Raw genomic sequence first — 21,296 nt, forward strand, 5'->3', positions numbered from 1 at the left:
CTCCGGCAGGTGGTCGGAGGTGGTGGTGTGGGGTGGAGCAAATCCGAGACAGGGACGCGCCGTCAAGCGGCGCCCAGGCGCAGCAGGCCGAAGCGTCGAAGGGTCCGGCGTGGCCCATCTGGTGCTATCGGCGTTCCCGCACCGGACCGGCTCCTCGATTGTGCTGAAACTTTCAGTCACCTTCATGGCCGGCGTCCCGCGCCGGCGCACCGCACGCCGTACGGAGCCATCGCAGGATCCAGGTGACCAGGGACCGAGGGGCACGGCATGGAGGACACATCCGCGTCCGGATGGGGTCCTGAAACTTTCCTGTGGATATTGACACGTTTCGGCGGTGTTTCCACACTGAGTCCCCAAGAGGTTTCCTGCCGGTGGTGGTGCGGGAGCCGCTGATCGCGACGCCCGCGTGGTGGTGTGCGTTCCGATGCCGGGACGGAGAGGCGACCGGTGCGGTGGGAACCGCCGCACCTTTGGACCACTCCGCGACGGCGATCACGTGCAGCTCCCTATGAGGGGCTCACTCGAGGAGAAGGAACACCACAGTGCGACGACGTTCCAGCGAGACTCCGGCGCCCGGTGCCGCCACGAGATCACGTTCAGGGCCCGGCTCACAGGGCGGGTTGGTGAGGCGGGCGATGGCCGCGGCGGTCGTCATCCTCGGCCTGCTCACGGTGACCGTCGTGACCCGGCCGGCATCGGCCGCCGACAATCCCTATCAGCGGGGTCCCGACCCGACCTTGGCCAGTGTGGCCGCCAGCAGGGGCAGCTTCGCCACCGCGCAGGTCAGCGTGCCGTCGGGCAACGGCTTCGGCAGCGGGGTGATCTACTATCCGACCGACACCAGCCAGGGGACCTTCGGCGGGGTCGCGATCGTGCCCGGCTACTCCGCCCTGTTCGCCAACGAAGAAGCCTGGATGGGCCCCTGGCTCGCGTCCTTCGGCTTCGTCGTCATCGGAATCGAGACCAACAGCCGCACCGACGGCGCCGACGCCCGGGCCGCCCAGCTGCTCGCCGCGCTGGACTATCTCACTCAGCGCAGTTCGGTGCGCGACCGGGTCGACTCCAGCCGGTTGTCGGTGGTCGGCCACTCCGCCGGCGGCGCCGGTGTCCTGCTCGCGGCGGTCCAGCGGCCCTCGCTGAAGGCCGCGGTCGGGCTCGCGCCCGGCTCCCCCACGGGGAACCTGAGTCTGGCCAATGACCGTGTGCCGATGATGTTCATCTCCGGGCAGAGGGACACGACGGTTACGCAGTCCTACCTCAACGGGCTGTACACCACTCTGCCGGCCTCGACTCCGAGCGCCTGGGTGGAGATAACCGGCGTGGACCACCTGTTCGCCACCAGGGCGAACGCGACAGAGATGCGGACGCTGATCCCGTGGCTGAAGATCTTCGTCGACAACGACACCCGCTACACCCAGTTCCTGTGCCCGTTGATGGACTCCAGCAACATCTCGATGTACCGCAACAAGTGCCCGTACGTGCCGCCGGGCGGCTCCTCGCCCTCGCCCTCGCCCTCGCCGTCCCCGTCCGCCACCCCGTCACCCACACCCACACCCACGCCTTCCCCGTCGCCGACCCCCACCCCCTCGCCCAGTCCGTCGCCCTCCCCTTCCGCGGGCGGCTGCACCGCGAGCTACCGCACCACCAACTCCTGGCCGGGCGGCTACCAGGGCGAGGTCACGGTGACCGCGGGCGGCTCGGCGATCAGCGGGTGGACCGTCAGATGGACCCTGGGCAGCGGACAGACGGTCAGCCAGGTGTGGAACGGCACGCTGTCCACCAGCGGCTCCGCGGTGACGGTGACCAACGCCTCCTACAACGGATCGGTCCCGGCGTCCGGCTCGACCACCTTCGGCTTCCTCGGCGGCGGCACGCCCTCGACCCCCTCCCTCACCTGCACCGGCCGCTAGTGACACCCGGTCGGCCCGCTTAGTCATCACACGCGGGGCGGCGGCGACCGCCGCGCCGGTTCAGCCGGTGAGGTCAACGACGATCTTGCCGGTGGCCTCGCCGGCCTCCACCAGCTTGTGCGCCTCGGCGACGGTGCCGAGGGTGAACCGGCGGGGGTCGACCAGCGGGGTGAGGGCTCCGGCGTCGGCCAGGGCCGCCGCCTCGCGCAGGATGTCCCCGTGGTGGTCGCGCCCTCGGCCGGTCAGCATCGGCAGCAGGGTGAAGACGCCGGAGTAGGTGGCGCCACGGAACGACAGCGGCGCGAGGCTGTGCGACCCCCAGCCCAGGGCGCTGACCACGTGGCCGGTGTAGGTGCGGACCGCGGCGAAGGACGCGTCCAGCACCTGCCCGCCCACGGTGTCGAAGACGACGTCGAAGCCCTCGCCGCCGGTGTGCTCGGCGACGTAGTCCTCCACGGCGGTGGCCTCGTAGTCGATCGGGACGGCGCCGAGGCGGCCGATCACCGCGAGGCTCCCGGCCGACCCGGTGGCGAACACCTCGGCGCCGCGGGCACGGGCAAGCTGGACGGCCACGTGCCCGACGCCGCCGGCCCCGCCGTGCACCAGCACCTTGTGGCCGGCGCGGACGGCCGCCCTGTCCACCAGGCCCTCCCAGGCGGTGACGGTCGCCAGCGGCAGCGCCGCCGCCTGACGCATGCTCAGGGCCGCGGGCTTGTGGGCCAGCAGCCGCGCGTCGACGGCCGCGTACTCGGCGAGCGAGCCCTGCAGGTCGCCGACCCCGCCGGTGAGCCCGAAGACCTCCTGACCGGGGGCGAAACCGGTGACCTGCGGGCCGACCCGCTCGACCACCCCGGCCAGATCCATGCCGAGGACGGCGGGCGGCCGGGTGCGGGCGTGGGCGGCCCGGCCGGCGCGGATCTTGGTGTCCAGCGGGTTGACGCCGCTGGCCTCGACGCGCACCAGGACCTGGCCGGGTCCGGGGTCGGGGGTCGCGATCTCGGTCAGGGTCAGCGGGCCGCCGAACTCTTCCAGCACCACAGCGCGCATGGCAATCGCCTTCCACTCGTATCCGTACAACTCGCTGATCAGCACACTCCGTGCGGGACGGCCCCGCCGTCGTGTCGCTCGCAGAGCACATCCTGGGAAATCGGACAAATATCCCTGTTTTATTCCGCTGGGTCTCCACCGACCTCCGGCCTCCCACCAGGCACGACGGCCCCTCGTCGCCGAAGAGCCGCCCGCGCCCCCGTCCACACGGGCATCGCCGCCGGCGCCGCCCCGGGCCGGACCACCCACAGGGCCTGCGTCGTGGGTCGAGCCCCGGCGGCTTGCCGGGCAGGGTCACCAGAGAACCGGCATCCGGGTTCGCGGTTTCCGCAACTTTCATCGGGCTTCCGCAGGCCACACCTGCTCAGAGGACCATCGGAACCCTCGCGCCTGAAATATTTCTGAGCAATATTGACACGTTTCATCGAGATTTTCAGACTGATCAGCGGCTGGACACGCGCACGGCGCACAGCCCCGTGCCGCAGATCATCGATCGGCGGTCGCCGTTTCCCTCACCCAACCGGAAGGAGAGGCCTCGTGGTCATCAACTCGGGCCGCTCTAGGATCCGCTCCGTGGTCGTCACGCTCGCGGCGGTGACGCTCGCGGCCATGTGGGCGGCGTTCACGGTGGTAGACGCCCAGGCCGCACCCGCGCGCGCCACGGCCGCCCTTTGGGCGGCGGCCGGTGTCGAGGACGAGGGCGCCGACTGCCCGGTGCCCGCCCTGCCGGACGCGGGGTCGTTGCCGACCACTCCCCGGCTCCCCGACCCGTTCAAGAAGCTCGACGGCACCCGCATCACCAGCAAGGCCGACTGGCGCTGCCGCCGCGAGGAGATCAAGAAACTCGCCGAGAAGTTCGTCTACGGCGAGAAGCCCGGCAGACCCTCCACCGTCACCGGCACCGTCTCCAGCACCGACATCACCGTCAACGTCTCGCACAACGGCCGGACCTCCAGCTTCTCCGCAGGCGTCCAACTGCCCTCCGGCACCGGCCCCTTCCCCGCCGTGGTCGTCCTGGGCGGCTTCGGCGCCGACACCGCCGCCATCCGCTCCGCCGGCGCCGCCGTCATCACCTACGACCCCTACGCCGTCGGCAAGGAAGGCACTCCCCGTAACAACAAACAAGGCGCGTTCTACACCATCTACGGCTCCAACAGCCCCACCGGCCTGCTCGCCGCCTGGGGCTGGGGCGTCAGCCGCATCATCGACGTCATCGAACGATCCGGCGGCGCCATCCTCAAAGCCGACGCCGTCGGCGTCACCGGCTGCTCCCGCTTCGGCAAAGGCGCCTTCGTCATCGGCGTGCTCGACCAGCGCATCGCGTTGACCATGCCCATCGAGTCGGGCAGCGCCGGCGTCCCCATCTTTCGCGGCATCCCCGGCGAAGGCGCCCAGAGCCTGTCCAGCGCCTACGGCGAGCAACCCTGGCTCGGCGACGCCTTCGGCACCTTCACCGGCAGCCCCACCCGCCTGCCCGTCGACACCCACGAGATGGTCGCCATGATCGCCCCCCGCGGCCTGTTCATCATGGACAACCCCCACATCGCCAACCTCGGCCCCAAGTCCGCCGGCGTCGCCGCGCTCGGCGGCGCCGAGGTCTACAAAGCCCTCGGCGCCGGCGCCAACATCACCTACTGGTCCGACATCCAGGACGGCACCCATTGCGCCAACCGCCCTGAATGGCGCACCCCGCTCACCCAGAACATCCAGAAGTTCCTCACCAGAACCGGCAACGCCGCCGGCGCCATCCGCATCTCCTCCAAGGCCCAGGGCAATCTCGCCGAATGGCGCGACTGGACCACTCCCACCCTCACCGACGACGGCGCCACCCCCACCCCCACGCCGACCGCGACGCCCACGCCGACGCCGACGCCGACCGTCACCCCGACTCCTACGCCGACCGTCACCCCGACCCCCACCCCGACTCCGGCGCCCGGTGGATGCGCGGCCACGATCCAGACGGTGAACTCCTGGTCCGGCGGCTTCCAGTCGACCGTCACCGTCACCGCCGGCACCAGCGCGATCAACGGCTGGACGGTCACCTGGACCTGGCCCGGATCGCAGACCATCACCCAGTTGTGGAGCGGCGTCCGGTCCGGCTCGGGGGCCAACGTCACCGTCGGCAACGAATCGTGGAACGGCAAGCTCAACGGCAACGCCGCGACCACCTTCGGATTCACCGCCGGCGGCAGCGCGGCCACACCCGCACTGAGCTGCAGCGCCTCGTGACCCACTGAGGACACGACGGCGCACGCGCCGGACGACGGCGGCATCCTCGGCACAACGAGGGTGCCGCCCTCGTCGTGTCCGCCGCGGCGACGGTCCGCGGGGCCTGCGAAGATCACCCCAGAAGTGCGTCCAGGGCGGCCACCCCGACCGGTCACCACCGGTCAGGAATCGAGAAGCGCCGGTCAGCGGGCCGGAGCTAGCCTCAGGGCCATGGAACTCACCGTTCGTCCGAGTGCTGCCGCGGCGTCCCGGCACCACCCGGACCTCATGGCGCCACACTCCCGGCTTCGCGGTCCGCGACGTCGTCGGCCGAGCGCATCACCGCCCACTCCGCGGATCAGGTAGACAGAGGGGCGTCGCCGCGTCCCCGCGCCGGCGACGCACGACCTACAGGTACCGCTCGAAGCCGGTCGGACCGCGCCGGGCGACGCCCGGCGGGGACCGCGCAGGCGGCCCGCCCGACAAGATGGAGAAACGATGAGCATGGCCACCGGGCCGGACACGCACTCGCCTGCGCCGCACGTCGCCGACAGCCACGATCTGATCCGCGTGCACGGCGCGCGCGAGAACAACCTCAAGGACGTCAGCATCGAGATCCCCAAGCGCCGGCTGACGGTGTTCACCGGGGTCTCCGGCTCGGGCAAGAGCTCGCTGGTGTTCAGCACGATCGCCGCGGAGTCGCAGCGGATGATCAACGAGACCTACAGCGCCTTCGTGCAGGGGTTCATGCCCACGCTGGCCCGGCCGGAGGTCGACGTCCTGGACGGGCTGACCACCGCGATCATCGTCGACCAGGAGCGGATGGGCGCCGACCCCCGCAGCACGGTCGGCACCGCCACCGACGCCAACGCGATGCTGCGCATCCTGTTCAGCCGGCTCGGCAAGCCGCACATCGGCTCGCCCAACGCCTTCTCCTTCAACGTCCCCTCCGTCCGGGGCAGCGGTGCGATCACGGTCGAGCGCGGCGCCGACACCAAGGCCGTGAAGCGGACCTTCACCCGTCTCGGCGGCATGTGCCCGCGCTGTGAGGGCCGGGGCTCGGTCAACGACATCGACCTGACCCAGCTCTACGACGACACCAAGTCGCTGAACGAGGGCGCGCTCACGATCCCCGGTTACAGCATGGACGGCTGGTACGGGCGGATCTTCGGCGGCTGCGGCTTCTTCGACCCCGACAAGCCGATCAGGAAGTTCACGAAGAAGGAGCTCGCCGACCTGCTCCACAAGGAGCCGACCAAGATCAAGGTCGACGGCATCAACCTCACCTACGAGGGCCTGATCCCCAAGATCCAGAAGTCGATGCTGTCCAAGGACGTCGACTCCCTGCAGCCGCACATCCGCGCCTTCGTGGAGCGGGCGGTCACCTTCACCACCTGTCCCGAGTGCGAGGGCACCCGGCTCAGCGCGGAGGCCCGCTCGTCCAAGATCGACGGGATCAACATCGCCGACGCCTGCGCGATGCAGATCAGCGACCTGGCCGAGTGGGTGAAGGGCCTGGACGAACCCTCCGTCGCGCCGCTGCTCGAGGCGCTGCGGCACAGCCTCGACTCCTTCGTCGAGATCGGGCTGGGCTACCTCAGCCTCGACCGCCCGTCGGGCACGCTGTCGGGCGGCGAGGCGCAGCGCACCAAGATGATCCGCCATCTCGGCTCCTCGCTCACCGACGTCACCTACGTCTTCGACGAGCCGACGATCGGGCTGCACCCCCACGACATCCGGCGGATGAACGACCTGCTGCTGCGGCTGCGCGACAAGGGCAACACCGTGCTGGTCGTGGAGCACAAGCCCGAGGCGATCGCGATCGCCGACCATGTCGTCGACCTCGGCCCGCGCGCCGGCGCCGAGGGCGGCCAGGTGGTGTTCGAAGGCACCGTCGAGGGGCTGCGAGGCAGCGGCACGCTCACCGGGCGGCACCTGGACGACCGCGCCCGCCTCAAGCCGTCGGTGCGCACGCCGTCGGGGGTGCTGGAAGTGCGCGGCGCGGCCACCCACAACCTGCGCGACGTCGACGTCGACATCCCGCTCGGCGTGCTGGCCGTCATCACCGGAGTGGCGGGCTCGGGCAAGAGTTCGCTGATCCACGGCTCGGTGTCCGGCCGGGACGGGGTGGTGTCGGTCGACCAGGCGGCGATCAGAGGCTCGCGGCGGAGCAACCCGGCCACCTACACCGGGCTGCTCGATCCGATCCGCAAGGCCTTCGCCAAGGCCAACGGCGTGAAGCCCGCGCTGTTCAGCGCCAACTCCGAGGGCGCCTGCCCCACTTGCAACGGCGCCGGGGTGGTCTACACCGACCTGGCGATGATGGCCGGCGTCGCCACCACCTGCGAGGAGTGCGAGGGCAAGCGGTTCCAGGCCGAGGTGCTGGAGTACAGGTTCGGCGGTCGCGACATCAGCGAGGTGCTGGCGATGCCGGTGACCGAGGCCGAGCAGTTCTTCGGCGCCGGCGAGGCGCGCACGCCGGCCGCGCACGCCATCCTCAGGCGGCTGGCCGACGTCGGGCTCGGCTACCTCAGCCTCGGCCAGCCGCTCACCACGCTGTCCGGCGGCGAGCGGCAGCGGCTCAAGCTGGCCACCCACATGGGCGACAAGGGCGGGGTCTACGTCCTGGACGAGCCGACCACCGGCCTCCACCTCGCCGACGTCGAGCACCTGCTCGCCCTGCTCGACCGCATCGTCGACTCCGGCAGGTCGGTCATCGTCATCGAGCACCACCAGGCGGTCATGGCGCACGCCGACTGGATCATCGACCTCGGCCCCGGCGCCGGCCACGACGGCGGCCGCGTCGTCTTCGAGGGCACGCCCGCCGACCTGGTCGCCGCCCGGTCCACCCTCACCGGCGAGCACCTGGCGGCCTACGTCGGCACCTGACCGGAACGTCAACGGCACCGCGAGCGAAGGGGTCCGCCCGATGTGTTTCCGGCGTTTTCCGGTCGACCGGCGCAGCCTGGAGTGGACGAGCCGGTGGTCGGCTCGGGAGGATGAGGACGTGCACCACAACAGTTCGACCCCCGAGGAACTCCTGCTCAGGCAGCGCCGGCGCGACCTCGCGCTGCTGCGCCGCGTCCGCGACCGCATCGACCGGGAGTACGCCCGGCCGCTGGACGTCGAGGCGCTCGCCCGCGGCGTGAACATGTCGGCCGGGCACCTCAGCCGCCAGTTCCGGCTCGCCTACGGCGAGTCGCCGTACTCCTACCTGATGACGCGGCGCATCGAGCGGGCGATGGCGCTGCTGCGCCGCGGTGATCTCAGCGTCACCGAGGTCTGCTTCGAGGTCGGCTGCTCCTCCCTCGGCACTTTCAGCACCCGCTTCACCGAACTGGTGGGGGTGCCGCCCAGCACCTACCGGCGCCAGGCGGCGAGCGCGACGGCGGGGATGCCCTCCTGCGTGGCCAAACAGGTGACCCGGCCGATCAGGATCCGAGAAGCGCCGGTCGGCGAGCCGCAGCTAGCCTGAACCGCATGGACCTCACCATTCATTCGAGCTTCCTGCCGCACGACGACCCGGAAGCCGCCCTTGCCTTCTATCGCGACACCCTCGGCTTCGAGGTCCGCAACGACGTGGGCTTCAAGGGGCTGCGCTGGATCACGGTCGGTCCCGCCGGCCGGCCCGGCACCTCCATCGTCCTGATGCCGCCGGGCGCCGACCCCGGCGTCACCGACGACGAGCGCCGCACCATCACCGAGATGATGGCCAAGGGCACCTACGCCGGCATCCTGTTGGCCACCCCCGACCTCGACGACACCTTCGACCGGGTGCAGGCCAGCGGCGCCGAGGTCGTCCAAGAGCCGACGGAGCAGCCCTACGGCGTCCGCGACTGCGCCTTCCGCGACCCCGCGGGCAACCTGGTCCGCATCCAGGAGCTGCGCTGATCAGCCGTCGGCCGCCTGCGCGGGCCGCCGACCGGCGCGGCCGTCGGCGGGCTCGGCCGTCGTGGCGGCCACCGTGCCGACGCCGCCGCTGACGGTCAGGACGACTGGACTTCGTCGAACAGGGCGATGGCCTGGGCGGGGTCCGGGCTCACGAGGCGGTCGAGACCGGCCGCCGTCATCTTCGCAAACCTGCCGGCCCGCGCCCACATCTGCTCCTCGAAGGCGCGGACGGCCTCGTCCAGATCACCCGGGGCGGCGGCGAGGGACTCGGCGAGTTCGGCGCCTTCCAGCATCGCGAGGTTGGCGCCCACTCCCAGCGGGGGCATCAGGTGGGCGGCGTCGCCCAGCAGCGTCACCCCGGGAACGTGGGCCCAGGTGTGGTCCACGGGCAGGACGTGGAGGGGACGGTGGACGAAGGCGGTGCCGCAGCGGAGGAGGTCCAGGACGGGAGCGGCCCAGCCGTCGAACAGAGCCAGCAGGCCTGATCGCATGGCCTCGGCGTCGGCCAGGTCCAGGCTCGCGTCCCCGCCCGCGTCCAGGTCCGTGTCCCCGCCCGCGTCCAGGTCCGCGTCCCTGCCCCGGTCCAGGTTCGTGCGCCGGTTCAGGCCGAGATGCCGGTCCGGGTTGGCGTGCCAGTCAAGCGGCGCGCGGAACTGGGCGTACACCTTGACGTGGCCGCCGCTGTTGCGCTGGGCGACCAGGCCGCGGTTCACGCCGTACACGGCCACCGAACCGTCGCCGATCAGGCGGGCGAGGTCGGGGTGGCGGGTGTCGACGTCGTCCAGGGAGGTCTCGACCAGGGTGACGCCGGTGTAATGCGGCGTCGCGGGCGAGACCGCCGGGCGGACCCGGGACCAGGCGCCGTCCGCGCCGACCACGAGGTCGAACCTCTCCTGCCGCCCGTCGGCGAAATGGACCAGCACGCCGTCCCGGTCCCCCGGCACCACCCGCGTCACGCCCCTCCCCCACTGCACGTCCAGGGAGTCGAGCAGCAGGTCACGCAGTTGCCCGCGGTCGATCTCGGGATTGGCCCGGTCGCCTGGACGGGGCCGCCAGTCGCGCAGGACGGTGCCGTCGGTGTCCAGGATGCGCATGGCCTGCCCCTCGGGACGCGACAGCGCCTGGAACCGCGTCAACAGCCCCGCCTTGTCCAGCGCGAGCTGGCCCATCCCTGCGTGCAGGTCCAGCGTGCCGCCCGGGGGACGGGCGTCGGGCGCCGGATCGCGTTCCAGGACCGTGACGGGGTGATCGTGGCGGTGCAGGACGCGGGCGAAGGTGAGGCCGGCGGGGCCGGCTCCGATCACGGCGATACGATGTCTCATGTCGATACACTGTATTGGGATAAGACGATGTATCGCAACAGTACGATGTAGCCATGACTGTGTGGGATCGGCCCGAGCCGCCGTCTCGCCCCGCGCCGCTCGACCGCGAGCGCATCGTCGCCGCCGCCATCGCGCTGGCCGACGAGGGTGGACTGGAGGCGGTGTCGCTGCGCAAGGTGGCCGCCCGGCTGGACGCCGGCCCGATGCGACTGTACGGATACATCTCCACCAAACAGGAGCTGTTCGACCTCATGGTGGACGAGGTCCACGCCGAGATCCTCCCCGAGGAGGCACCCCGCGACTGGCGGGAGGCGCTGCGCAGCCACGCCCACCGCACCAGGCAGGCCACCCTCCGCCACCAATGGTTCGCCGACCTGCTCGGCGGCCGCCCGGCCCTGGGTCCGAACGCCCTCGCCGTGACCGAGGCCACGCTGGCCGCCCTCGACGGCCTCGCCGACCTCGACACCGTAGTGCGCGCCGCGGAGACCATCAGCGCCTACGTCATCGGAGCGATCAGACGCGAGATCGCCGGCCTACGGGCCGAGCGCGCCACGGGCCTGTCCGAACACGACTGGCAGCGCGCCTTCGGCCCGCATGTCAGCAGGATGCTGGCCACGGGCCGCTTCCCCATGCTCGCCAAGTTCGTGCACGACGGCACCGACACCGACGCCGCGACGTCCTTCGCCACCGGCCTGGAATGGGTCCTGGACGCCGTGGCCGCCAAACTCTCCCGGCCCTCGGCATGACGCCCGATCTCTTCGCGAAGGGATGTCGAGAACCGGCGCGCGGCTCCGTCCCCGGCGTGAACACGGCCACCATGGGCCGACACCACACCAAGGAGAACAACGATGGCCAAGTACCTGCTGCTCAAGCACTACCGCGGCGGGCCGGCGGCGGTCAACGACGTGCCGATGGAGCAGTGGACGCCGGAGGAGATTTCGGCCCACATGCAGTACATGCGTGACTTCGCCGCGCGGCTGGAGCGCACCGGCGAGTTCGTCGACGCCCAGGCGCTCTCCCCGGAGGGCACGTGGGTCCGCTACGACGGCGAGGGGCGGCCGCCGGTCACCGACGGCCCGTTCGCCGAGACCAAGGACCTGATCGCCGGCTGGATGGTGATCGACGTCGAGACCCACGAGCGCGCGGTGGAGCTGGCCGGCGAACTGTCCGCGGCTCCGGGCGCGGGCGGCAGGCCGATCCACGAGTGGCTCGAACTGCGCCCCTTCTACGGCGAGACGCCAACGGTGTCCGAGTGAACGAGCCTCTGCTGCGGGAGCTGGTGCCCGCGGTGATCGGCGTCCTCGTCCGCCGCGGAGCCGACTTCGCGGCGGCCGAGGACGCCGTGCAGGACGCCATGGTCGAGGCCCTGCGCGTGTGGCCGGACGACCCGCCGCGAGACCTCAAGGGCTGGCTGGTCACCGTGGCCTGGCGCAAGTTCCTCGACGCCGCCCGCGCCGACACCTCCCGGCGGCACCGAGAGGTACACGTCGAGACCGAGCCCGCGCCCGGCCGGGCCGAGGCGGTGGACGACACGCTCCGGCTGTACTTCCTGTGCGCGCACCCCTCCCTGACGCCGGCCTCGGCCGTCGCGCTCACGCTGCGCGCGGTCGGCGGCTTGACCACGCGTCAGATCGCGCTGGCCTACCTGGTTCCGGAGGCCACCATGGCCCAGCGGATCAGCAGGGCCAAGCGGACCGTCTCGGGCGTCCGGTTCCACCGGCCCGGGGACGTCGCCACCGTGCTCCGCGTGCTCTACCTGGTCTTCAACGAGGGCTACTCCGGCGAGGTGGACCTCGCCGCCGAGGCCATCCGGCTCACCCGCCAGCTGGCGGCCACGACCTGCCACGAGGAGGTCGCGGGCCTGCTCGCGCTCATGCTGCTGCACCATGCCCGGCGCCCGGCGCGGACCGGCCCCGACGGCAGGCTCGTCCCCCTCGCCGAACAGGACCGCGGCCTGTGGGACACCCGCCTGATCGCCGAGGGCGTCGAGGTGCTGCAGACCGCCCTGGCCCGCGACCGCCTGGGCGAGTACCAGGCGCAGGCCGCCATCGCCGCGCTGCACGCCGACGCCCGCACGGCCGAGGAGACCGACTGGGTGCAGATCGTCGAGTGGTACGACGAACTGGTGCGCCTCACCGACAGCCCGGTGGCCCGCCTCAACCGGGCCGTCGCGGTCGGCGAGGCCGACGGCCCGCGGGCCGGCCTTGCCGCCCTGGCCGGGCTCGACCCCACCCTGCCCCGCCACACCGCCGCCGCGGCGTACCTGCACGAGCGCGACGGTGACCCGGTCACCGCGGCGCGGCTCTACGCGCAAGCCGCCCGGTCGGCGCCCAGCCTTCCCGAACGCGATCACCTCACGCGGCAGGCGGCGCGGCTCAACGCGCGACTGCGCGCCTGACCCGATGCCGCCGGACCACCGTGGAGACGGCCCTCAGGCGTCATCACCGGTCGTCACGCCGCGGACCGACTGATTCGGGCCGGCTCAGCCGAACAGCGACAGGTCGATGGAGTCGGCCAGGGCCTGGTAGCCGGCGTCGTTGCCGTGCAGGTGGTCGCCGCAGTGGAAGTCCTGCCTGATGTGGCTGGGGCGGTCCGGGTCTCGCCAGACGGCGTCGAAGTCGAGCACGGCGTCGAAGGCGCCGCCGGTGCGGATCCATTCGTTGACCTTCTGGCGTGCGCTCTCGCCCTCCGGCGAATGGATCTCCGCGCCCTCGAAGGGCGCGATCGTGGTGGCGTAGACCCGCACGCCGCGTTCGCGTGCCCGGGCGACGAGCTGGCGGTAGCCCGCGATGACGTCGTCCGTCGTCACCGGCGCGCCGGGGAACATCTTCAGCAGGCCGGCGAGGGGACCGTCGTCGTCGCGTGGCGCGAAGGAGATGCCGATGTCGTTGCCGCCCACGGAGAGCACCACGTAACCGAGGCCGGGCGTCGCAAGCACGTCACGGTCGAAGCGGGCCAGGACGGCGGCGCCGATGCCGTCGTTGAGCATCCGGTTGCCACTGATGCTCTGGTTGGACAGGTAGCCGGCGCCCATTCCCCGCTCGGCGAGACGTCCGGCCAGCAACTCCGGCCAGCTGCGATTGGCGTCCGGGGTCGAGCCAGCGCCGTCGGCACGGGAGTCACCCAGCACGACGATGGCCTTGGCCGGGCCGTCGGGGAGCACGTCGACGGCGGAGATGAGGGCTCGCACCGGCAGGACCCCGGCGGTCGCCGGAACGGCAGGAGCGGCGACGGCGTTGCCCGGAATCGTCCAGCCGGTCTCCAGGGCGGGATCGTGGCAGGTACAGGTCTCCACGCGCCCGGGCAGGTAGAGGCTGATGGACAGCTTGGCGAGGGCGGGCACGGGCAGGTCGACCGGATCGCTGAGGATCGGCGCGCCCGCCGGGACGGTGACGGCCGGCGCCCCGGAGAAGGTCAGCACGCGCTCGCTGCCCGGCCGGACCGCGCCGCCTGCCACCGCGAGGCCCACCCGGGCCGCGCCGATGGTGAAGGGGGCGGTCCCGAACTCGTTGGTGAAGCGGACGCGGATCCGGTGGCCGCCGCCGCTGACGCGCACCACCTGGCGCAGGGTCACGTCGGCGAGGGGCGGGTGGTCGTCGAGCGAGCCGATCCCGTCGTGGGCCGCCTGGGGCGAGGCGCCCCAGCTCCTGACCCAGTTGCCGGCGTCGTTCGTCTCGGTCATCTGTCGCCTCCGTTGTCGGTGATGGTGGTACGGCATGGGAAGAATGAGCCGAGTCGCTGACACGAAGCACACACCGAGCACACACCGAGCACACACGGGGCGAACACGCCGCGGGCACACGGGGGGAAACCTGCGGCGGACACGCGACGGACCCCCGGCGGACACCGGCCGACACCGGCCGACACCGGCCGACCCCCGGCGGACCCCCGGCGGACACGGCCCTGGCATCGCCGCCCTGCTTCGGGTCTGGCAGGTGAGCACGCGAAGATGGGGGAATGGACGGGGTTGCACGGCTTCGCGTCACGCTGCTCGGCGCGTTTCAGGTCTCTCGCGGCGACGCCGTCCTGCCGGTTCCGGGCGCGCGGTTGCAGGGCCTGCTCGTCCGGCTGGCGCTCGCCGGTGGCCGCGCGGTCGAGCCGGGTGTGCTGGTCGACGCGATCTGGGCCGAGGAGCCGCCGTCCGGCCCCGCCCCCGCCCTGCAGACCCTCGTCTCCCGGCTGCGCCGCGCCCTCACCCCCGCTGGCGCGGCCCACGGCGTGGTCGTGCAGGTGGCCGGCGGATACAGGCTGGCGGTGGAGGCGGCCGAGGTGGACGCGCTGCGCTTCCAACAGCTCACCACCGCCGGTCGGGAGAGACTGCGAGCAGGCGACCCGCAGGCCGCGCGCGTCGCGCTCGCCGAGGCCATGGCGTTATGGGGCGACCACCCTGGCGCCGAACCCGCGGTCATCGCCGCGGTCGCGCCGACGGTCGCGACCCGGTTGGGGCACGTGTCGATCGAGGCGGTCGCCGACCTCGCCGAGGCCGAGCTGTCGTTGGGACAGGCCGAGGCGGCCGCGGCCCGGCTGAGCGGGATGCTGGCCGAGCAGCCGGTCCACGAGCGGGCGGCGGCGCTGCTGATGGACGCGCTCGCCGCTCAAGGACGTCAGGCCGAGGCGCTGGCCGTGTACGAGCGGGTCCGCCACACCCTGGCCGACCTCCTCGGCGCCGACCCGGGCACCGCCATGCGGGAACGCCATCTGCGCCTGCTGCGCCCCGGCCGGACCGGCCTGGCGCCGGACGCCTGGTCCGGAGGCGCCCCGGCGGGAAGCCCGGCTCCAAGCGCCCAGATCGGCCCGACGGCTTCGGGCGCCCCGGCCGCGAGCGCAGCGGCTTCAAAGGCCCAGGCCGGCAGCCCGGCGGCCTCAGTTCCCCAGGCCGATAGCGCAGCGGCCTCAGTTCCCCAGGCCGATAGCGCAGCGGCCTCAGTCCCCCAGGCCGGCAGCCCGGCGGCCTCAGTTCCCTGGGCCGATAGCGCAGTGGCTTCAGGCGCCTTGGCCGGCAGCGCGGTGAGCGAACCCGGCCGGCTCGCCTCCACCAACCTGCCCGCACCGCTGACCGGCTTCATCGGCCGCGATGACGAGCTCACCAGGATCGGTGTCCTGCTCACGACCGGACGCCTGGTCACCGTCCTCGGTCCCGGCGGCGCCGGGAAGACCCGGCTGGCGCTGGAGGCCGCCCGCCGCCACCGTCACGAGTACCGCGACGGCGCCTGGCTCATCGACCTGGCGTCCGTCACCGAACCGGCGAAGATCGCCACGGCCGTGCTCGCCGGTGCCGGGCTGCGGGGCGGTGCGATGCCCACCGCTCGCACGCGAGTCCAGGGCGAGGAACTGGACGTCCTGGTCGGCGAGTTCGGCGGCCGGGAGAGCCTGCTGCTGGTCGACAACTGCGAGCATCTGATCGACGCCGTGGCCCACCTGTTGGCGGCGCTGCTCCCCCGCTGTCCGGGGCTGCGGGTGCTCGCCACCAGCCGCGAGCCGCTCGCGATCGACGGCGAGGCTCTGGTGCCGCTGGCCCCGCTCGCGCTGCCCCGCCCGGACGACGGCGTCGAACAGGCCCGAAGCGCGGCCTCGGTGCGCCTGTTCACCGAGCGGGCCGCCGCCGTGCGACCCGGGTTCGAGGTCGACGAGACCACGCTGCCCGACATCGTGCGAGTGGTGCACGGCCTGGACGGCATGCCACTGGCGCTGGAGCTCGCGGCCGCCCGGTTGCGTACGCTGTCACTGCCCGACCTGGCCGACGGGCTGTCCGACCGGTTCCGGTTGCTCACCACCGGCAGCCGTGCCGCGCCGCCGCGGCACCGCACGCTGCGCGCGGTCATCGCCTGGAGCTGGCGGTTGTTGAGCGAGCACGAGCGCACGGTCGCCGAACGCGTCTCCATCCTGCCCGGCGGCGTCACGCCGGCCTCCGCCACCGCCGTCTGCGCCGGCACCGCGGTCCCCGCCGGCGAGATCCCCGAACTGCTCGCCACCCTCGTCGACCGGTCACTGCTGCAGCTCGCGCCCGGCGCCGGCCGCTACCGCATGCTCGAGACCATCCGCGAGTACGGCGTCGACCGCCTGACCGGCGCCGGGGACCTCCGCACGGCCCGCGACCTGGCCGCCGGCCACTTCACCGAGCTGATGGCCCGCTACGACCCCCGGTTGCGCGGGCCCGACCAGCTGACGGCCCTGGAGGTCATCGGCGCCGAGTACGACAACACGCTCGCCGCGCTGCGCCACCTGTGCGCCACCCAGGACTCCCGCGGCGCGATCGCTCTGGCCCTGACCCTGACCTGGTACTGGCAGATGTCAGGCCGCCAGTCCGACGGCGCCTACTGGCTGGGCGAGGCCCTGGCGGTGCCCGGAGGCGGCCCTACGCCCGAGCGTGACTGCGCCCGAGCCGTCCATCTGCTCAACCGTGCGGACATCCTGTCGGGGATCACCGCCGGGGAGGCCGCGGACGACCGGGCGGAGATGCGCGAGCTGGCCGGCCGGCTCCTCACCCATCCGGAACTGCCGGGCCAGTACCGTGTGTTCGGCCCGGTCCTGCTCTTCCTGCAGGAGGAGCAGGCCGCCCTCCCGGTCTTCCAGCGCCTGGCCGACGGCGACGATGTGTGGCTGTCCGGGCTGGCCCACGTGTTCCAGGCCGAGATCGCCGAGAGCGCGGGCGCGCTTGACCGGATGCGTGTCCACGTGGAGGCGGCCCTGGCCTGCTTCCGGCAGGCCGGTGACCGCTGGGGCCAGGCCGCCACGCTGCCGATGCGCGCCCGGCTGCGGCGGTACGACGACCTGGATGTCGCGCTGGCCGACCTGCGCGAGGCTCGGGCGCTGGCCGGCGCGTTCGGCTCGCCCAGCCTCGGTGACCAGCTCTACAGCGACCTGCGCTGGATCGACGTGCACATCCGGCGCGGCGCCGCAGATCAGGCGATCGCGATGATCGACTCCGCCCGGGAGCGGGCGCTGCACGCGTCCTCGCCGGAGATGCTGGTTCTGGTCGACGGGTGTGAGGCCGGCTTACGGTTGTACCTCGGCGACCTGGACAGGGCGGCCCGCCTGCTCGCCGACGCCGAACGGGGTCTGCTCGGCGACACCGCGTTGCCCGCTCACCACGCCCGGACGCTGGTCGGCGGCGCACGGGCCGCGCTGTGCCTGGCGCTGGGCGACCTGCCCGGCGCGGACAAGGCGCTGGAGGAGGCGTACGCGGCGGCGCTGGCGACCCGGGAGCTCCCGCTCCTGTCGCTGGTGGCGGTGAACGCGGCGGCGCTCGCCGAGGGGCGCGGCCGGTGGCAGGAGTCGGCCGTGCTGCTCGGGGCCGCAGCCCGGCTGCGGGGGGCGCACGACCACACCGATCCGCAGGTCCGCGAGCTCACCCGCCGTGGTCAGGCCGCGCTGGGCGGGGAGGAGTTCGCCGCGGCGTACGCGAAAGGCTGGGAGCTGGACACCGAAACGGCCGCGACGGCGGTCGGCCCTGCCGCACGAATGTACGGCACCGCCTGACCGCCGGCCGTTCCCCTCTGCGTGCCTTTCCTGCCTTATCCCGGCCGTGGGGACCATCGGTACGGCCGGGGCGATCTGCCCACGGTGGTCGCGCACTGGCCTGACATGCCGCGCGTGGTCACCTGACATGCCGCGCGTGGTCAGGAGAACAGCGCCGACACGGGTGCGAGGTGGTCGTTGACGGTCGCCGGCGCCATCGGCGCGGGCGTGCCGTCGCGACCACGATTGCCGGCAGTGGCCAGGACTCCTTTCCGGCCGACGAGGCAGCGTTCACCGCAGCGTGACCGGCAAAGGTGCGACGGCGGCTGCCCGCATCGGTGGCGTCTACTGCCTGCGGGCCTCCAGCGCCAGTTCGGCGGTGACGGCGCGTTCGCGCAGTTGGGCCGACTCGGCCCGCAGGGTGTCGGCCTGGGCCCGCAGGTCGGCGACCCTGGCCCGTTCGATCTCCAGCAGGGCGGCCAGCCGGTCGCGTTCGGCGACGGCGGCGCGCTCGCCGTCGACCGCGGCCGCCACGGCGGTGGACGCCCGCTCCTCGGCGGCGCGCACGCGGTCCGCGGCCCGCCGCTCGGCCTCCTCGGCGCGGGCGCCCGCCTGGGCGGCGTCGGCGGCCGAGCGGGCGGCCTGTCCCACCGCCTCGGCTCTGGCCTGTTCGGCATCGCCAGCCCGGCTCTGCGTGCGGTCGCGCTCGGCCTCGGCGGCCTGGGCTCGGGCGATCGCCGCGGCGGCGGCCTGCTCGGCCTCCACGCGTGCGCGGCGGGCCAGTTCGGCCTCGGTGCGCGCCGCGTCCCGCTCGGCGGTGGCGCGTTCGGCGTCACGCCCGGCCTCCTCTGCCAGCTGCCGCGCCCTATCGGTCTCCTCGTGCGCCTCGCGCGCTTCGGCCAGCGCGGTCTCGACCTGCTCGCCCATCTGCTGGATCGCCTGCTCGCGCTCGCTCTGTGCGCGGGCGGCGCGCCGGTCGGCCTCATCGGCGACCTGCTTGGCGCGTCGTTCGGTGGCGGCCGCCTCGCGCAGCGCGGCCAGGGCCTGCTCGCGGGCGGTCTCCGCGTCCGACAGGGCGGTGTCGCGCTCGGCCTGTGCCTCGCGGACCCGTCCGCGCATCTCCTCGCGTTCGCGCCGGGCGTGCTCGGCGGCCTCGCGCGCCAGCCGTACCTGCTCGAAGGCCTGTTCCCGCTCGGTGCGGGCGATCGCGACACGGGTGTGCGCCTCGGCCTGAACCGCGCTCAGCTTGGCCTCCACCCCGGCGGGGCTCAGCTCGTCGGCCAGCACCTGTGCCAGCGGGGCGATGGCCGCCGCGAGCCCTTTCTCCATGCGGTCGTACAGGTCTTCGGCCCGGGCCAGCGCCCCCTCGAGGCCGGGCGTGGCGCGGCGCATCTCCCGCTCGCGCTTGGCCGCCGCCTGGCAGTCGCCCAGCGGGCAGTACTCCTTGGGCCGGCCGCGCCCGGAGCGCCGTTCGATCGCCGCCCCGCAGTGCTTGCACGCCGTCACCGCCCCGGCGCCCCCCGCCGCGGTGTCCTCCAGCGTCCCCGCCTCACCCACGCCCGCCTGCCCTTCGTGCCCCTTGATCGCCACCTCCGCATCCTAGCATTTTCGAATTTCCAGAAATTGAAAATCGGAAACAACGATCCATTGCGTCCTCCAAGTCTGGAGCAACTAACGAGAAGGAGACTTCCCGCAAGTAACCCGACCTCCACTGTCATCGACGGGCCGACCATGAACTCGGATCGCGAGCTGGCGGCCCGGCCGGTCGATCAGGTGCGAACTGCCACGAAGTTGTCCTGGGGTGATGCCAGTTGAGGTGATGGCGAAGTCGTGCAGGGCGGCTTCCAGCGGGCGATCCAGCGTTTGCGGCCTTTACCGGTTCTCGGCCTACCAGAGCGCCCCGGCAGGCGCCGACACCTCCAGCATCTGCACCCGCGACACCGTGCGAACTGCCACGAAGTTGTCCTGGAGTAATGCCAGTTGATGTCAGTGGGTTTGCCACTTCGCGCCAGCAAGATCACTAGATGTCACTTGATCCGTCCGGCGGAAGTTCTGCGGCGCCGACAGTTTTCCCAGCTAAGAGCTGTATTCTCTGGCAAGCCTCTAGGTCCTCGAGCGGTCCTTGCGTCCTGCAGCACACCGACTACCTTCCTGTCCACGCGTGTGCTCGGCGGCGATCCGCCTGGTCCGCCGCGCCGAACGCGCCGGACTGCCCTGCGAGGACATCCGCCAGGCCATGCTCGATGACGCCCGCGCGGAAGGTCTACCGGAGTGGGAGCTGTACGCGCTGCACACGCTGCTGGCCGACTCCATCGTGCTGGGGCACGACGGACGGTGGCCGGCATTCGCGCACGCTTCGTACACCAACGGCCAGCATCGCTCCCAGGCGATGATCGAGGCCGGGGTACGCCGCACGATCACCCTCGACTGGACGTCTCGGTGACCGCTGCGGCCGCCACCGGCCTCAGTCGGTGCCGGCTCGTGTCAGCCGGTGTCGGCTCACCTCGTCCCTATGTCGACTCCCGATAATGACCGGTATGGCGGACGACATCCAGGCCGCGCGGAACCTTGCCGGGCAAGCCGACCAGGTCGGGCGTGCCTCAGGGCGGGAGCCCTGGCGCGAGCTCCTGCACTGGGTCAGCCGGGGCCGGCTCGGCCAGCGCCGCGGCTGGCCGATCGTGCCACTGCTGGGCACGCCCTGGCAGGACACGGTCTCGGCTGAGCGAACCGGCTGGCGCCGCCGTGCGGCCTACCTGGACGGTGAGTCGGTGTTCGCCGTGGACTATCGACTGTGCCGGCGCTGCGCGCTGGGCTGGGTGGAACATCCCTACACGGTGCCGCGCTACCAGCGCTGCGGCCTGGCCACCGCGGGCCTGGCGGCGTTGCGCCGTGAGCACCCCCGCCTGTCGTGGCACACCCTCGGCGGCCACTTTCGCGAGTCACGGCCGTTCTGGGCCGCAGTCGGAGCCGGCGTGCAGGGCGGTTATCAGCAACGCCGGGTATGCCCGCACGTCACCATCTGAGCGATCAGGGCAGCCGCTGCATTCCAAGGCCCACCTGGAAGTCGCTTTCGTGCCGAGCCGACAGCGCCCACAGCTCGTCATGCCGGTTCTCCGGGGCCATGACCAGGAAGTCGCAGGTATCGCAGGCGGCCATCCACTCCCCGCCGACCTGGGGATCGCAGTCGGGGTGCTCGCACAGCCCCGCCTCCGCATCAGCACAGAAGGGCTCCCACGCGAGGGTCACATGGTGCTCGTCCTCGTGAGTGACCCCGGGATGAGCGTCGGAAAGGGTGCGTGGCATGACATCACACTCGTGTCCGGACTGCTCATGCGGCCTCGTTCTGAAGGGCGGGCCCGAGGAGGAGTCCACCGTCGATGACGTACTCCGACCCCGTGATGAACGACGCGTCTGATGACGTGAGGAACAGCAGAAGCCGGGTGACGTCGGCCGGCTCTCC

Annotated in this window: 17 protein-coding genes; 11 read left to right on the forward strand and 6 right to left on the reverse strand. The window is 72.3% G+C overall.

The annotated features are described in order from the left end of the window. Positions 1-623 precede the first annotated feature (623 nt). Positions 624-1,910 carry a cellulose binding domain-containing protein gene (locus ABZT47_RS30435; protein ID WP_354849575.1) on the forward strand — a complete coding sequence of 429 codons (1,287 nt, stop codon included), beginning with the start codon at positions 624-626 and terminating at the stop codon, positions 1,908-1,910. 60 nt (positions 1,911-1,970) lie between these two features. Here ABZT47_RS30435 and ABZT47_RS30440 read toward each other — a convergent pair whose 3' ends face one another. Then, positions 1,971-2,957 carry a zinc-dependent alcohol dehydrogenase family protein gene (locus ABZT47_RS30440; RefSeq protein ID WP_354849578.1) on the reverse strand — a complete coding sequence of 329 codons (987 nt, stop codon included), beginning with the start codon at positions 2,955-2,957 and terminating at the stop codon, positions 1,971-1,973. A gap of 537 nt (positions 2,958-3,494) precedes the next feature. On the opposite strand from ABZT47_RS30440, the gene ABZT47_RS30445 reads away from it, so the two are divergent. From ABZT47_RS30445 to ABZT47_RS30460, 4 genes are all read left to right on the forward strand, one after another. Then, on the forward strand, positions 3,495-5,186 hold the full coding sequence (locus tag ABZT47_RS30445; protein WP_354849581.1) for a cellulose binding domain-containing protein: 1,692 nt from the start codon (positions 3,495-3,497) through the stop codon (positions 5,184-5,186). A gap of 477 nt (positions 5,187-5,663) precedes the next feature. Further along, complete coding sequence (locus ABZT47_RS30450; protein ID WP_354849584.1) at positions 5,664-8,054, forward strand: excinuclease ABC subunit UvrA; 2,391 nt, start codon at positions 5,664-5,666, stop codon at positions 8,052-8,054. A 118-nt stretch (positions 8,055-8,172) separates the two neighbouring features. Continuing rightward, the gene (locus ABZT47_RS30455) at positions 8,173-8,640 is read left to right on the forward strand and encodes a helix-turn-helix transcriptional regulator (RefSeq protein ID WP_354849586.1); all 468 of its coding nucleotides are present in this window, start codon (positions 8,173-8,175) and stop codon (positions 8,638-8,640) included. Between the two features lie 5 nt (positions 8,641-8,645). After that, complete coding sequence (locus ABZT47_RS30460; RefSeq protein ID WP_354849589.1) at positions 8,646-9,056, forward strand: VOC family protein; 411 nt, start codon at positions 8,646-8,648, stop codon at positions 9,054-9,056. A 95-nt stretch (positions 9,057-9,151) separates the two neighbouring features. Here the strand turns inward: ABZT47_RS30460 and ABZT47_RS30465 are convergent, their stop codons facing one another. Further along, positions 9,152-10,378, reverse strand: coding sequence for an NAD(P)/FAD-dependent oxidoreductase (locus ABZT47_RS30465; RefSeq protein ID WP_354849592.1), 1,227 nt, complete (start codon positions 10,376-10,378; stop codon positions 9,152-9,154). A 53-nt stretch (positions 10,379-10,431) separates the two neighbouring features. Between ABZT47_RS30465 and ABZT47_RS30470 the strand changes: the two genes are divergently transcribed. The 3 genes from ABZT47_RS30470 (at position 10,432) to ABZT47_RS30480 (ending at position 12,776) form a co-directional block, all read left to right on the forward strand. Next, the gene (locus ABZT47_RS30470) at positions 10,432-11,124 is read left to right on the forward strand and encodes a TetR/AcrR family transcriptional regulator (protein ID WP_354849595.1); all 693 of its coding nucleotides are present in this window, start codon (positions 10,432-10,434) and stop codon (positions 11,122-11,124) included. A 102-nt stretch (positions 11,125-11,226) separates the two neighbouring features. After that, positions 11,227-11,634: a YciI family protein gene (locus ABZT47_RS30475; protein ID WP_354849598.1), complete on the forward strand. Its 408-nt coding sequence runs from the start codon at positions 11,227-11,229 to the stop codon at positions 11,632-11,634. Continuing rightward, on the forward strand, positions 11,631-12,776 hold the full coding sequence (locus ABZT47_RS30480) for a DUF6596 domain-containing protein (protein ID WP_354849601.1): 1,146 nt from the start codon (positions 11,631-11,633) through the stop codon (positions 12,774-12,776). The genes ABZT47_RS30475 and ABZT47_RS30480 overlap by 4 nt, the downstream gene beginning before the upstream one ends. Before the next feature lie 84 nt (positions 12,777-12,860). Here ABZT47_RS30480 and ABZT47_RS30485 read toward each other — a convergent pair whose 3' ends face one another. After that, positions 12,861-14,060 (reverse strand): SGNH/GDSL hydrolase family protein, encoded by a 1,200-nt coding sequence (locus tag ABZT47_RS30485; protein ID WP_354849604.1) that lies wholly within the window; start codon positions 14,058-14,060, stop codon positions 12,861-12,863. A gap of 275 nt (positions 14,061-14,335) precedes the next feature. Here ABZT47_RS30485 and ABZT47_RS30490 point away from each other — a divergent pair, with 275 nt between their 5' ends. After that, complete coding sequence (locus ABZT47_RS30490; RefSeq protein ID WP_354849607.1) at positions 14,336-17,857, forward strand: BTAD domain-containing putative transcriptional regulator; 3,522 nt, start codon at positions 14,336-14,338, stop codon at positions 17,855-17,857. 324 nt (positions 17,858-18,181) lie between these two features. Here ABZT47_RS30490 and ABZT47_RS30495 read toward each other — a convergent pair whose 3' ends face one another. Further along, positions 18,182-19,426 carry a hypothetical protein gene (locus tag ABZT47_RS30495; RefSeq protein ID WP_354849610.1) on the reverse strand — a complete coding sequence of 415 codons (1,245 nt, stop codon included), beginning with the start codon at positions 19,424-19,426 and terminating at the stop codon, positions 18,182-18,184. A 571-nt stretch (positions 19,427-19,997) separates the two neighbouring features. Between ABZT47_RS30495 and ABZT47_RS30500 the strand changes: the two genes are divergently transcribed. Then, positions 19,998-20,279 carry a hypothetical protein gene (locus ABZT47_RS30500; RefSeq protein ID WP_354849613.1) on the forward strand — a complete coding sequence of 94 codons (282 nt, stop codon included), beginning with the start codon at positions 19,998-20,000 and terminating at the stop codon, positions 20,277-20,279. Between the two features lie 94 nt (positions 20,280-20,373). Continuing rightward, positions 20,374-20,859 carry a hypothetical protein gene (locus ABZT47_RS30505; protein ID WP_354849616.1) on the forward strand — a complete coding sequence of 162 codons (486 nt, stop codon included), beginning with the start codon at positions 20,374-20,376 and terminating at the stop codon, positions 20,857-20,859. Between the two features lie 4 nt (positions 20,860-20,863). Here ABZT47_RS30505 and ABZT47_RS30510 read toward each other — a convergent pair whose 3' ends face one another. Next, entirely contained in the window at positions 20,864-21,139 is a 276-nt protein-coding gene (locus ABZT47_RS30510) for a hypothetical protein (RefSeq protein ID WP_354849619.1), read from the reverse strand. A 25-nt stretch (positions 21,140-21,164) separates the two neighbouring features. Beyond that, the coding region (locus ABZT47_RS30515) for an SDR family oxidoreductase (RefSeq protein WP_354849641.1) at positions 21,165-21,296 on the reverse strand (132 nt) is incomplete at its 5' end.

Source organism: Sphaerisporangium sp. NPDC005289 (assembly GCF_040607455.1).
Lineage (GTDB): Bacteria > Actinomycetota > Actinomycetes > Streptosporangiales > Streptosporangiaceae > Sphaerisporangium > Sphaerisporangium rhizosphaerae.

Coding starts and splice junctions, on each gene's coding strand:
- ABZT47_RS30510 (WP_354849619.1), bottom strand. CDS start 21,139: ATGCCACGCACCCTTTCCGACGCTCATCCCGGGGTCACTCACGAGGAC.
- ABZT47_RS30460 (WP_354849589.1), top strand. CDS start 8,646: ATGGACCTCACCATTCATTCGAGCTTCCTGCCGCACGACGACCCGGAA.
- ABZT47_RS30450 (WP_354849584.1), top strand. CDS start 5,664: ATGAGCATGGCCACCGGGCCGGACACGCACTCGCCTGCGCCGCACGTC.
- ABZT47_RS30440 (WP_354849578.1), bottom strand. CDS start 2,957: ATGCGCGCTGTGGTGCTGGAAGAGTTCGGCGGCCCGCTGACCCTGACC.
- ABZT47_RS30485 (WP_354849604.1), bottom strand. CDS start 14,060: ATGACCGAGACGAACGACGCCGGCAACTGGGTCAGGAGCTGGGGCGCC.
- ABZT47_RS30470 (WP_354849595.1), top strand. CDS start 10,432: ATGACTGTGTGGGATCGGCCCGAGCCGCCGTCTCGCCCCGCGCCGCTC.
- ABZT47_RS30465 (WP_354849592.1), bottom strand. CDS start 10,378: ATGAGACATCGTATCGCCGTGATCGGAGCCGGCCCCGCCGGCCTCACC.
- ABZT47_RS30490 (WP_354849607.1), top strand. CDS start 14,336: ATGGACGGGGTTGCACGGCTTCGCGTCACGCTGCTCGGCGCGTTTCAG.
- ABZT47_RS30475 (WP_354849598.1), top strand. CDS start 11,227: ATGGCCAAGTACCTGCTGCTCAAGCACTACCGCGGCGGGCCGGCGGCG.
- ABZT47_RS30505 (WP_354849616.1), top strand. CDS start 20,374: ATGGCGGACGACATCCAGGCCGCGCGGAACCTTGCCGGGCAAGCCGAC.